Origin of the sequence: Brenneria izbisi, assembly GCF_025840185.1 — a bacterium.
GTDB classification, from domain to species: Bacteria; Pseudomonadota; Gammaproteobacteria; order Enterobacterales; family Enterobacteriaceae; genus Brenneria; species Brenneria izbisi.
Genome location: NZ_JAMPJU010000006.1, coordinates 85612 through 99074, shown reverse-complemented (window position 1 = coordinate 99074; position 13463 = coordinate 85612). Strand labels below are relative to the sequence as shown.

The following is a 13463-nucleotide window of genomic DNA, read 5'->3' as shown; positions in this document are numbered from 1 at the left end:
AACTAATGCGCCTGTTCATAATAAACTCAGAATATTATAAATATATAGACGCCGCCATTTGTTATACCATTAAAATTTAAGTTAACAATGATTTATTCGAAATAGTTTATCCCTATATATTCAATAGGTTTTACGGGACTATCAGGGCGCTTCACTGGTGAGTGGCTCTGATAAGCTATTGGTTGCCGAGAAATTTGAACTCGGTGCGCAGACAACGACCCGGAAAGGCAGTTTCAGCCGCCATCCAGCGGTGATTTGACTGATGACGGCACGGCGCTAACACACTTTCTTCTGTTATCGACAATCCTTGCAAAGATACCCTTCGCAAAATTGTTATCTACATCACGCATAAATGTTTTTATTTGGTTAAGCATTGGCTGAATTGTTTGTTTTCGATTAGAATATGCTCGAAAACGAGCATTTAATTTATTTTTACGGTGGAGGAAGAAACGTGGAAACCCAAGATCTGATTGTGATCGGCGGCGGGATTAACGGTGCGGGCATCGCCGCGGATGCCGCCGGGCGTGGATTATCTGTTCTGCTGCTGGAAGCGCAGGATCTGGCCAGCGCGACTTCTTCCGCCAGTTCTAAATTGATTCATGGCGGTTTGCGCTACCTTGAACACTATGAATTCCGGCTGGTCAGCGAGGCGCTGTCCGAACGTGAAACGCTGCTCAGAATGGCGCCTCACATCATCTTCCCGATGCGCTTTCGTCTCCCGCACCAGCCGCATCTGCGTCCGGCCTGGATGATCCGCATCGGTCTTTTTATGTATGACAATATTGGTAAGCGGGTCAGTCTGCCCGCCAGCAAGGGATTAAAATTCGGTGCGGACTCGGTGCTGAAACCCGAACTGACGCGCGGTTTCGAGTATTCGGACTGCTGGGTGGACGATGCGCGGCTGGTGGTGCTGAATGCGCAGGAAGTCGTAAAACGCGGCGGCGAAGTGCGCACCCGCACGAAGGTGGTTAGCGCACGCCGCGAGCAAGGTCTGTGGGTGGTGCAAGCCGTTGACTCGCTCAGCGGTGAGACATTCACCTGGCGCGCTAAAGGACTGGTCAACGCCACCGGTCCCTGGGTGAAACAATTCTTCGACGATGGTTTACAGTTGAAATCACCCTATGGTATTCGCCTTATCAAAGGCAGCCACATTGTGGTGCCAAGAGTCCACGCCCAGCCTCAGGCTTATATTCTGCAAAATAAAGATCACCGTATCGTGTTTGTCATCCCGTGGCAGGATGCGTTCTCGATCATCGGCACTACCGATGTGGAATATCATGGCGATCCGCATAACGTAGAGATCGATGATAACGAAATCAGCTATCTGCTGGATGTGTATAACGATCACTTCAGGAAACCGCTAGCCCGTGAAGATATCGTCTGGACCTATTCCGGCGTGCGTCCGCTATGTGATGATGAATCGGATTCTCCACAGGCCATCACTCGCGATTACACGCTGTCAGTAGACGATGACAACGGTCAGGCGCCTCTGCTTTCCGTGTTTGGCGGCAAATTGACCACCTATCGCAAGCTGGCGGAACATGCGCTGGACAAGTTGCAAAAATATTATCCGCAAGCGGGCAAAGCCTGGACCCAGAATGCGGTGTTGCCCGGCGGGGATATCGCCGGTACGCGTGACGATTACGCCGCCGCGCTGCGCCGTCGCTTTAACGTGCCGGAAGCGCTGGCGCGACGCTATAGCCGCACATACGGTGCCAACAGCGAATTGATCCTGGCTAACGCCAAAGGGCTCGGCGATTTGGGGGAAAACTTCGGTCATGACCTGTATGAAGCGGAATTGCGTTATCTGGCGGAGAAAGAGTGGGCCATTTCCCTGGATGATGTCATCTGGCGGCGAACCAAACTGGGCATGCTGCTGAGTGAAGAGCAGAAACAGCGCGTCAGCGCGTGGCTGGATACCTACCGCCATCAGGCAGCCCGCGTCAGCTAACTCTGCCGGTAGTCAGCCGATGTTTTAAGGCCCGCGATGAGCGCGGGCCTCACGGCGGCGATACCGCTCAAAAAAACGAACCGCTACCTGGAAGTAACATTTTCGTATCAGAAAGATCCCCCGCGTCTCTGTTCGGCTTGCCCGCGCTATGCCGTCTATCCTTATTTAACCGGCAATATGCCGCTGAATTAATATTTAAATCATTTTCTTCATCTCTTTTATATTCTGCCATTCCGTAATAAATCAAAAAATAGATTATTTACCTCTCTTTTTAGCCTGCAACCTCGCCTTTGAAAATAATCGTCATGATCAACGGTCATTGGTCTTATTTCACGCTACTGGTGATATTTTATTATTTACCCTTTAAGTGGATTAAAAGTCAGAATAATAAATATAGCGAATAAAAATCAATACCAACAAAAATACTCAAAATAATAATCCCTAAGATGCCAATCACAGAATAAAAGGCACATTAATCACACTATAAATATAGTTAATAGAGTGCTAACCAATAGCATTGGTAAACATAATCACTGAGAATAACATCACCATTATTTATTTTTTCTATAACGATTTTAACACTGGCTGCCACTTATTTTCTATCGTACTTGTCTTTACCCATTTTGCTATGGGCGTACTTCCCTACTCATTTTGCGGGAGATGAGCATTAAATGCCTAATCAGGTTGAACGTCCTTTACTGGATCTGCGATTAACAAGATTGGAGTTCCTGCGTGTTTCAGGCAAAGGTCTGGCGGGAATAACCATTGCGCCGGCATTGTTGTCTTTACTGAGATGTGACCAGAAGGAAATTAATAGCGGAAGCGTCGGACTTCCCCCCCAAAAGGCGTTCTGGTAACAAAAAGGCCCGCTGAAAGAGATTACGGCGTGATCCGCCGTCGCTGCTTTTTCTTTATCCAGAAGATGCTTCACACTCAGGAAAATAAATGATGATTAACGGTTGAACGGGTAATATATTACGCATCAACTTAAGCTCCGGCGCTATTACCAAATACCAAAGAAGACTCCAGTAAATATAAAGCGTTTATTGGCGGTATGGGTTTTGGTTATAAAATTATGTATGACGAAGTGGCGCCGGGAACCAAACCTTTTGATGAAGCCAATAAAATCATCTTCGCCGTCGGCCCCTTAACCGGTGCCGGCGCGCCCTGTAGCTCGCGCGTTAATATCACCTCACTCTCCACGTTTACCCGCGGTAATTTGGTTGTCGATGCGCATATGGGCGGATTTTTCGCCGCTTATATGAAATACGCGGGTTACAACGCGATTATTATCGAGGGCAAAGCCGCCAAACCGGTATGGATTAATATTCAGGACGACACGGTCAGCATTGAAAACGCCGCTGTCCTGTGGGGAAAAGGCACCCGCGCCACCACCGAGGAAATTTGCCGGGCCGCCAATGTTGAAGCGTGCGTCGCCGCTATCGGCCCAGCCGGAGAAAAATACACGGTGAAAATGGGCGGATGCCACGCCTGCCCCATCCGCTGCTCTGCGCAGTTGAAAGTTCCGCAAGCCAGCGAATACGGCGTTCCGACCACTGGCGGAATACCTGTGTCGCCCAAACCGCGCATAGCTCGCTGTTCCCGCACGGCCCCAAAGATTTTGAGGAAAAAGGCGAGGGTAAGGTCATCGCCAATTTTGTCGCATTAAACGTATTTGACGATATGGGGTTGTGGTGTAACTACGCTCAGCTACAACGCGATTTTGTGTACTGTTATTCACATGATGTGTTCAAACACGTGCTCCCCGCGGATGAGTCTGCTTCCATTCGTTGGGATCGGCTGGAAGCCTGTAAGTAACGACCGGCCTGCACAGGCCGCTCGTTACTCACAGATTTGCCGATAATGATGTCGATAAGTTCAGCGCTATTGGGTGCGCGGAAATAACCTTACGGCTTTGGCGGAACGGGGCCGCTATAACCGTATCGGCTTGATATTCCAGATTTCCTGCGCGTATTCAGCGATAGTGCGATCGGAAGAAAAATAGCCCATATTGGCGATATTATACGCCGTGCAGCGCGCCCACTCTTCTTCGTTGCGATAAAGCTCATCCACCCGATCCTGCGTATCGACATAGCTGCGATAGTCGGCCAGCAGTTGATAGTAATCGCCAAAGTTCACCAGTGAATCAAACAGATCGCTGTAACGTCTGGGATCGTCCGGGCTGAATAATCCCGTCGCAATCTGCGTTAACACCCGGTGCAACTCTTCATCATTATCGTAGAACTGGCGCGGGTTATAGCCGTTTTTGCGCAGTTCCTCCACTTCATCCGCCGTGTTGCCGAAGATGAACATATTTTCGTCGCCGACGTGTTCCAGCATTTCTACATTGGCGCCATCCAGCGTACCGATGGTCAGCGCGCCGTTTAACGCAAACTTCATGTTGCTGGTACCGGACGCCTCGGTTCCCGCCAGCGAGATCTGCTCGGAAAGATCCGCCGCCGGAATAATGATCTGCGCCAGACTCACGCCATAGTTCGGGATAAACACCACTTTCAGCCGATCGTGCAGCGCCGGATCGTTATTGACCAGCGTTGCGACATCATTGATCAAATTGATAATGTGTTTCGCCATGTAATACGCGGAGGCCGCTTTCCCGGCGAAAATCGCCACGCGCGGCACACGCTCGACGTCGGGATCATCCTTGATGCGGTTATACAGCGTGATGATGTGCAACACGTTGAGTAACTGTCGTTTGTATTCATGAATACGTTTGATCTGTACATCGAACAGCGCTTCAGGGTCCACCACAATGTTCAGGTTTTCGGCGATATAACTCGCCAGACGCGCTTTGTTCTCCAGTTTGACCTGGCGGATTTTTTGAATAAAGGCAGGGTAATCAATATGCTGCTTAAGTTCGCTCAACAGGCTCAAATCGGTGCGCCAGTTGTGTCCGATGGTATCATCCAGCAGCCTGGACAGCGGACGGTTTGCCAGCGCCAGCCAGCGACGCGGCGTCACGCCATTGGTCTTGTTGCAGAAGCGATTGGGGAAAAGTTTGGCGAAATCGGCAAACAGCGACTGCACCATCAGATCCGAATGCAGTTCCGATACGCCATTCACCTTGTGACTGGCCACCACCGCCAGCCAAGCCATACGAACCCGGCGCCCATTGGTTTCCTCAATGATGGAGACGCGGGCCAGGAGGTCATTATCCCCTGGGACCTGCTGCTGCACATATTCCAGAAAGTTTTCGTTAATCTCGAAAATCAATTGCAGATGACGCGGCAGGATCTTGCCCAGCATATCCACCGGCCAGGTTTCCAGCGCTTCCTGCATCAACGTATGGTTGGTATAGGAGAAGACGCTGCTCGCCACTGCCCATGCGTCCTGCCACTTGAATTTATGTTCGTCGATCAGCAACCGCATCAACTCAGGGATAGCCAGCACCGGGTGGGTATCGTTCAGGTGGATGGCAAATTTTTCCGCCAGATTATCGTAGGTTTTGTGCATCATCCAGTGACGGTTGAGAATGTCCTGCACTGTCGCGGAAACCAGAAAATACTCCTGTCGCAGACGCAACTCACGCCCGGAATAGGTTGAATCGTCGGGATACAAGACGCGCGACACGTTCTCCGAGTGGTTTTTATCTTCCACCGCCGCGAAGTAATCCCCCTGATTGAATTTACCCAGATTGATTTCATTACTGGCTTGCGCTGACCACAGCCGCAGCGTATTGGTCGCATCCGTATCAAAACCGGGAATGATCTGATCGTATGCGCATGCCACCACCTCTTCGGTTTCCAGCCAGCGGGCTTTGCTCCCTTCCAACTGCACGCGTCCGCCGAAACGGACTTTATAACGCGTGCTGTGACGCGGAAACTCCCACGCATTGCCGTATTCCAGCCAATAATCCGGCGATTCGGCCTGTCGCCCGTCCACAATGTTCTGCTTGAACATGCCGTATTCATAACGAATACCGTAGCCGCGCCCCGGCAATGCCATAGTCGCCAGCGAATCCAGAAAACAGGCGGCCAGTCGGCCCAAACCACCGTTGCCCAAACCGGGATCGGTCTCTTCCTGCAACAAATCGTCCAATTCCAATCCCATATCATCCAGCGCGGCCTTCAGATCGTCGTACAATCCCATCGCCAGTAACGCATTGGACAGCGTTCGTCCCAGCAAAAACTCCATAGAGAGGTAGTAAACCTGACGGACATCCTGCGAAAGCTGCGCCCGATTGGAACGCAGCCACCGCTCCACCATGCGGTCACGCACCGCCAGCAGCGTGGCGTTCAGCCAGTCACGCTGGGTGGCGATGGACGGATCTTTACCCACGGCAAACATGAGTTTGTAAGCAATAGAATGCTTCAGCGCTTCCACGCTGAGCGTTGGTGAAGTATAGAGAAATGGAGAGTTCATAGTATTCATTCCCAAGAGAGTGTCACCACAAGCGTTGATACAGCGCACGATAGGCCTGAGCAGCTACCTGCCAGCTGAAATCCATCGCCATCGCCTGACGTTGGACATAACGCCACAGCGATGGACGCGACCACAGTACAAACACACGACGAATCGCTCTGGAGAGCGAACCCACATTACAGTCATTAAACACAAAGCCACTTGCCAACCCGTCCGCCAGATTTTCCAGCGAACAGTCCGAGACAGTATCAGCCAACCCGCCAGTGCAACGTACTAACGGCAAGGTTCCGTATTTCAATCCGTAAAGCTGCGTTAACCCGCAAGGCTCAAACCTGCTGGGCACCATAATGACATCCGCTCCGCCGATAATGCGGTGCGAGAACGCCTCGTGATAACCAATCTGTACGCCGACCTGACCATTATGCTTCGCGGCGGCGGCCAGAAATCCCTCCTGCAAATCGGCATCTCCCGCGCCCAACACCACCAGTTGTCCGCCTTGTTCCAGCAAATCCGGTACGGCGCTCAAGGCGATATCCAGCCCTTTCTGGCTGGTCAGACGGCTGACGATGGCAAACACCGGCGCCTTATCATCGATTTTCAGTCCCATCGATGTTTGCAGGTGCCGTTTGTTCTCCGCTTTATTGGCCAACACATCACGATTGTAGTGGCTGGTTAATAAATGATCATGCGCGGGGTTCCAGATCGCATCGTCCACCCCGTTGAGAATGCCGGACAACCGCCCTTCCTCTTCACGGGTTCGCAATAAGCCTTCCATGCCGTAGCCATAAGCCGGCAGCGTGATTTCATGCGCATAAGTCGGGCTGACGGTGGTGACATGATCAGCGTAAAACAGCCCCGCTTTGAGATAGGAAATCTGTCCGTGGAACTCCAGGCCATAAATCTGGAAGAATGACGGCGGAAGCTGGATCTCCGCCATATGATGGGCGTTAAACAGCCCCTGATAGGCCAGATTGTGCACGGTAAATACCGATTTTGCCGGACGCTGGCGCGCCGCCAGATAAGCGCAGGTCAACCCCGCATGCCAGTCATGGGCGTGTACGACATCCGGGCGCCAGTAATGATCGAGCCCGCAGGCCAACTCGCAGCCCACCCACCCCAGCAACGCAAAGCGTAAGTAGTTATCCGCATAGGCATATAGCGCCGGGTCATGATAAGGGCTGCCCGCACGGGCATACAAACCCGGCGCATCAATCAGATAAATGTCGACCCCGTTAAAATGACCGAACAGCAACGTGACTCGCCCGGCAAACGTGTCCAGTTCGCACACCACCTGGGTATTCGCAATCCCTTTTTTCAGATCGGGAAACGCTGGCAACAGCACCCGGACATCCATTCCCGCGGCAATCTGCGCCGCTGGCAACGCCCCGGTGACATCAGCCAGTCCGCCGGTTTTCAATAATGGAAATAGCTCCGAACAAACGTGTAATACCCGCATCATTACTCCTGTTTGTTGCGATGAATATTTTATCATGATGATAATTAACGTTTTTCCAGCATCGCCCTCGTCACCAGTACAATCCCTTCCGGCGAACGATAAAAACGGCGGCTGTCCTCATCCGCGTTCTCGCCGACAACCGTGCCATCCGGGAGTTGGCAAGCGCGGTCGATGACGCAGCGGCGCAAACGACAGGAACGCCCGATGGTGACATCCGGCAGGATCACCGTTGAATCAATGCCACAAAATGAATTGACCCGCACGCGGGGGAACAGCACCGAATGCGTCACCACTGAACCGGAAACAATGCAGCCGCCTGAAACCAGCGAGTTCATGGTCATCCCGTGACTGCCGGAATGGTCCTGAACGAATTTTGCCGGCGGCAATGACTCAATCGCCGAACGGATCGGCCAGTTACGATCGTACATGTCCAGTTCCGGCGTCACGGAAGCCAAATCGAGATTCGCCTGCCAGTAAGCCTCCAGCGTGCCGACATCCCGCCAGTAGGGACGCCCGCCCTCGCTCGACGTAACGCAGGAGAGCGTAAAAGGATGCGCCCAGGCCGAACGCTGCCCGACAATTTTCGGGATCAGATCCTGGCCAAAATCATGGTTGGATTCGGTTTCGTTGCGATCTTCTTCCAGCAGGCGATAAAGGTAGTCCGCATTAAAAACGTAGATCCCCATGCTCGCCAGCGCCATATCCGGGTTATCCGGCATCGGGACGGGATTCGCCGGTTTTTCCGCGAAATCGAGGATGTGGTGCTGCTCATCCACGCTCATCACGCCAAAGGCGCTGGCTTCCTTCAGCGGCACCGGCAGGCAGGCCACGGTGCATTGCGCCTCTTTTTCGACGTGGTCGATCAGCATGCGCGAATAATCCATCTTGTAGATATGGTCGCCCGCCAGTATCACCACATAATCCGCCTGATAACGACGGATGATGTCCAGATTCTGGCAGACCGCATCAGCCGTACCGCGATACCAGTGCTCGGTGGCATTACGCTGCTGGGCAGGCAACAGGTCGATAAACTCGTTCATTTCCACATTCAGGAACGACCAGCCGCGCTGAATATGCTGCACCAGCGTGTGGGATTGATATTGCGTGATCACGCCGATGCGCCGGATGCCTGAATTCAGACAGTTGGACAAGGCGAAATCGATAATCCGAAATTTGCCGCCGAAATGAACGGCAGGCTTGGCCCGTAACGCCGTGAGATCTTTCAAACGCGTTCCCCTACCGCCAGCAAGGATCAGCGCCACGGACTTCAGTGGTAATTGCCTCGCCAGCATCAGCGGATCATGTCGGTCATTAATCACCATGACTATTCTCCTTCTGGTCCGTTATGTCAGAGGTTTTTATCAGGACGCATACCATCCGTGCATCCCCTTGCCATATGCCTGAATCAAGAAGGGATGCTGTTTCACCTGGTTCGCTAAATGGCAGGGGTTCATCGAACGGGGAAGCAAGCCGCCACTCCCCGGCTGGCAGGGTAAACGTCCCCGCCTGTTCACTGGCGTTAATCAGCAATAGCCAGTTTTCAGAAAGCACAATCTGTAACCGATGCTCCCCGTGTTCCCATTGCTCAGGCGTCAGTGGCTGACCTTGCGCGTTAAGCCAGCGCACCGCGCCATCGCCTTCCTGCCACCATTGTTCCTGCGTCAGCGCGGGTATGGCGCGGCGTAAATGGATCAGCGCGGCGGTAAAGCGGCACAGCGTGCTGTCGGCCTCATCCCAATGCAGCCAGGTCAGTTCGTTATCCTGACAATAGGCATTGTTGTTGCCCTGTTGAGTGTGACCGTGTTCATCGCCCGCCAGCAGCATCGGCGTTCCCTGTGACAACAGCAGCGTCGTCAGCAAGGCGCGCTGACTGACGTAACGGCGCTGCTGCGTTTGCGCGTCCGCCTCCAGCCCCTCCGTGCCGTGGTTATGGCTGAAATTACTGTCGGCGCCGTCCCGATTGTCTTCACCGTTCGCCTCATTGTGCTTGTGGTTAAAACAGACCAGATCGCGCAGCGTAAAACCGTCGTGCGCAGTCAGTTTATTGATCGAGGCATAAGGCAGGCGTTCATGGTGCCGGAAGATATCGCTGGAAGCGGCGAAACGGCGGGCGAACCCGCCGAGGGACACGTCGCCATGCAGCCAGAAACGCCGCATATCGTCACGATAACGATCGCTCCATTCGGCGAACGGCGCGGGAAACCGTCCCAGTTGATAGCCGCCGTCGCCAATATCCCACGGCTCGGCAATCAGCTTGCACCCTTGCAGACGGCGGTCATTGATCATGGCGGTCAATAACGGCGCGGCGGCGGTAAAATCAGGCGTGCGCCCAAGCACCGTCGCCAAATCGAAACGAAAGCCGTCGACGTGGCAGACTTCGCGCCAGAAACGCAGACACTCCATCACCCACTCCATGACCGCGGGATGATTGAGGCGCAGCACGTTGCCGCACCCCGTCCAGTTATGGTAGTCGCCCTGTTCGGTCAGCCAGTAATAGCTGCGATTATCAATCCCGCGCAGGGAAAGCGTCGGTCCCGCCACATCCAGTTCGGCGCTGTGATTGAACACCACATCCAAAATGACTTCGATACCCGCTTTATGCAGCGCTTTAACCGCATCCCGAAATTCATTCAGCGCATCTTCACCGGCCGCCAGACTATTATCCACCGCGAACGGCAACAATACGTTGTAACCCCAATAGTTACGCAACCCCATCTGCTGTAGCCTGGGCTCATCCGCGTGTTGCTGCACCGGCAATAGCTCCAGCGCGGTCACGCCCAGCGTGGTCAGATAGTCGATCAGGACCGGGTGGCCGAGCGCCGCGTAACTGCCGCGCAGGGCTTCGGGAATCTCCGGGTGCAATTGCGTCAACCCGCGCACATGCGCCTCATAAATCACCGTCTGACGCCACGGCGTCTGCGGATAACGGTCGTCCTGCCAGTCGTAGTCCTGCGCGATAACGACACATTTCGCCATCACGTCGGCGCTGTCACGCTCATCGGGCTGATCGAACCCGCCATGCAGACAATCGTCATCGACCACCCAGCCGTCCAGCAAGCGGGCGCAGGGATCAAGCAACAGTTTGTGAGGGTTGAAACGCATCCCCTGATCTGGCGCGAACGGCCCCGTCACCCGGAAGCCGTAACGCAGCCCCGGCTGCGCGCCGGGAAGATAGCCATGCCAGATATCTCCGCTGCGCTGCGTCAGTTCCAACCGCTGCTCCTGTTGCCGCTCATCAAACAAACACAACTCGACTCGTTCGGCCTGCGCCGAAAACAGCGCGAAATTGACCCCTTCACCGTCAAAACTTGCGCCCAGCGGATGGGCGGCGCCCGCTTGCAATACCGTCATTTACGCCTCCAACACCAGATACAGCGTCGCCAGAGGCGGGATCGTCAGCACCAATGACTGCGGACGTTGGTGGCTGGCGATATTCTCGCTCTCCACTGGCCCTTCGTTGCCCAGATTACCGCCACGGTAGTAACCTGAATCGGTGTTGATGATTTCGCGCCAGCGGCCAGGTTGGTTGATTCCGATGCGATAACCGTAACGCGGCACCGGCGTAAAGTTGCTGATCACCAGCACCTCATTGCCTTGTTCATCCCGCCGCACAAAAGCGAAAACCGAGTTTTCCCGGTCATCCACCACCAGCCATTCAAATCCTGATAATTGAAAATCAAGCTGATAGAGCGGCGACTGCTGGCGGTAGCAGTGGTTGAGATCACGCACCAACAACTGAACGCCGCGATGCCAGCCTTCCGGTTCATCCAGCAAATGCCAGTCCAGACTGGCGTCATAATTCCATTCACGACCCTGGGCGAACTCACAGCCCATAAACAGTAGTTTTTTACCGGGATAAGCCCACATAAAGCCGTAGTAAGCGCGCAGGTTGGCGAACTTCTGCCAGGCATCGCCGGGCATCCGATCCAACAGCGATCGCTTGCCATGCACCACTTCGTCATGAGAGAGCGGCAGGACAAAATTCTCGCTATAGGCGTACAACATGCCGAACGTCAGCAGGTCGTGGTGATATTTACGGTGAATCGGATCAAGCTGCATATAAGTCAGCGTGTCGTGCATCCAGCCCATATTCCATTTGTAGTGAAACCCTAGACCGTTGCAGTCAGGCGGCAATGTCACCCCCGGATAATCGGTGGATTCTTCGGCGATCGTCACCGCGCTGGAATAGGCATGACCCAACATCTGGTTGGTGTAACGCAGAAACGCAATCGCTTCGAGGTTCTCGTTGCCGCCGTAGTGGTTCGGCACCCACTCTCCTTCGTTCCGGCTGTAGTCGCGGTAAATCATCGACGCCACCGCGTCCACCCGCATTCCATCGATGCCGTAGCGCTCCATCCAGAACAAGGCGTTGCCTGCCAGATAGTTGCGTACCTCATGCCGTCCGTAGTTATAAATCAGGGTGTTCCAATCCTGATGATAGCCTTCGCGCGGATCGGCGTATTCGTACAACGCCGTACCGTCGAACCGCGCCAAACCATATTCATCGCCGGGGAAATGGCCCGGCACCCAATCCAGCAGCACATTGATGCCCGCCTCATGAAACGCGTCGATAAATCGCCTGAATTCCTGCGGCGTACCAAAGCGGCGGGTGGGCGCGTAAAGGCCGAGCGGTTGATAGCCCCAACTGCCGTCAAAGGGATGTTCATTGACTGGCATCAATTCGATATGGGTAAAGCCCATCTCTTTGACGTAGGCAATCAACTGCGTTGCCAGTTCCTGATAGCTGAGCCAGAAATTGTTATCCGTATGCCGCCGCCAGGAACCAAGATGCACCTCATAGATGGAAATCGGCGACTGCAAGCCGTTCGCCTGACGGCGCGCGTCGCTCACCGGCACCTTTTCCGGCAACGGCGTAATCAAAGAGGCGTTATCGGGACGCATTTGCGCTTCAAATGCATATGGATCGGCTTTCAGTTGCACATTGCCATGACAGTCAACCACTTCATATTTATACAGTTGCCCCTGAGCGACCGCGGGCAGAAACAGTTCCCAGATGCCGTTCTCTTTGCGCAACCGCATGGGATGACGACGTCCATCCCAGAAATTGAACGGCCCGACGACCGACACCCGCCGCGCATTGGGCGCCCACACCGCAAAACGCGTGCCTTCCACCCCATCCAGCGTTTCCAGATGAGCGCCTAAACGCTCATAAGGACGTAAGTGCGTGCCCTCAGCCAGCAACCAGATATCCAAATCCTGCAATAGCGGGCCAAAACGGTAGGGATCTTCTATCACCCAAGTTTCCTGCCGCCAGGTGACGGCAAGTTGGTAATGAAAGAGTTTTTTTCTGCGCGGCAACAGGCCGCAAAAAAAACCACGCGCATCAATCTTTTCTAATTCAACAACTTTTTTCCCGTTAGTCGCGTCTATCACCCATACCGTCTGAGCATCAGGTAATAATGCTCTGACCGCTATACCTTTATCGGTTTGATGCATTCCCAGCAGTGAAAAAGGGTCGGCATAATGTCCGGCAATAAGTGCGTTAATCACATCAGAAAGCTCTGGCATGGTATTCATCCTCTGATTAACCACTTGAATTAAATAAATATGTTATAGACATCGTTCATCATAATGCGCTTACTGTCCCTTGATGGACTGTTAAAAATAAAGCCAATAGAAACATAAAGTTGAGATAAATAAATAATGAAAAATGCA

General features: G+C 53.4%; 6 protein-coding genes and 2 pseudogenes. 3 read left to right on the top strand and 5 right to left on the bottom strand.

Going from position 1 to position 13463, the window contains the following annotated elements; all coding sequences use genetic code 11:
• Window positions 1-451 precede the first annotated feature (451 nt).
• The 3 genes and pseudogenes from glpD to NC856_RS09915 form a co-directional block, all read left to right on the top strand.
• Complete coding sequence (glpD, locus tag NC856_RS09925) at window positions 452-1951, top strand: glycerol-3-phosphate dehydrogenase (protein WP_264090272.1); 1500 nt, start codon at window positions 452-454, stop codon at window positions 1949-1951.
• Window positions 1952-2622: 671 nt separating this feature from the next.
• Window positions 2623-2816: pseudogene (locus tag NC856_RS09920) on the top strand (ferredoxin-like protein); the annotation flags it as partial.
• Between the two features lie 107 nt (window positions 2817-2923).
• Window positions 2924-3760, top strand: a pseudogene (locus NC856_RS09915) (aldehyde ferredoxin oxidoreductase N-terminal domain-containing protein); the annotation flags it as partial.
• A 123-nt stretch (window positions 3761-3883) separates the two neighbouring features.
• On the opposite strand, the gene glgP reads toward NC856_RS09915, so the two are convergent.
• The 5 genes from glgP to glgB are packed head-to-tail and all read right to left on the bottom strand — an operon-like array spanning window position 3884 to window position 13316.
• Window positions 3884-6331 carry a glycogen phosphorylase gene (glgP, locus tag NC856_RS09910; protein WP_264090271.1) on the bottom strand — a complete coding sequence of 816 codons (2448 nt, stop codon included), beginning with the start codon at window positions 6329-6331 and terminating at the stop codon, window positions 3884-3886.
• 22 nt (window positions 6332-6353) lie between these two features.
• Complete coding sequence (gene glgA / locus NC856_RS09905; RefSeq protein ID WP_264090270.1) at window positions 6354-7787, bottom strand: glycogen synthase GlgA; 1434 nt, start codon at window positions 7785-7787, stop codon at window positions 6354-6356.
• A gap of 44 nt (window positions 7788-7831) precedes the next feature.
• Complete coding sequence (glgC, locus tag NC856_RS09900; protein ID WP_264090269.1) at window positions 7832-9109, bottom strand: glucose-1-phosphate adenylyltransferase; 1278 nt, start codon at window positions 9107-9109, stop codon at window positions 7832-7834.
• Window positions 9099-11138, bottom strand: a complete 2040-nt coding sequence (glgX, locus tag NC856_RS09895; RefSeq protein WP_264090268.1) for a glycogen debranching protein GlgX — start codon at window positions 11136-11138, stop codon at window positions 9099-9101. Before glgX ends, glgC begins: the two co-directional genes overlap by 11 nt.
• Window positions 11139-13316 carry a 1,4-alpha-glucan branching enzyme gene (glgB, locus tag NC856_RS09890; RefSeq protein ID WP_264090267.1) on the bottom strand — a complete coding sequence of 726 codons (2178 nt, stop codon included), beginning with the start codon at window positions 13314-13316 and terminating at the stop codon, window positions 11139-11141.
• Between the last annotated feature and the right edge of the window lie 147 nt (window positions 13317-13463).

Excerpts from the sequence above, each read along its gene's own strand:
- glgP (WP_264090271.1), bottom strand. The coding sequence starts at position 6,331 with ATGAACTCTCCATTTCTCTATACTTCACCAACGCTCAGCGTGGAAGCG.
- glgA (WP_264090270.1), bottom strand. The coding sequence starts at position 7,787 with ATGCGGGTATTACACGTTTGTTCGGAGCTATTTCCATTATTGAAAACC.
- glgC (WP_264090269.1), bottom strand. The coding sequence starts at position 9,109 with ATGGTGATTAATGACCGACATGATCCGCTGATGCTGGCGAGGCAATTA.
- glgX (WP_264090268.1), bottom strand. The coding sequence starts at position 11,138 with ATGACGGTATTGCAAGCGGGCGCCGCCCATCCGCTGGGCGCAAGTTTT.
- glgB (WP_264090267.1), bottom strand. The coding sequence starts at position 13,316 with ATGCCAGAGCTTTCTGATGTGATTAACGCACTTATTGCCGGACATTAT.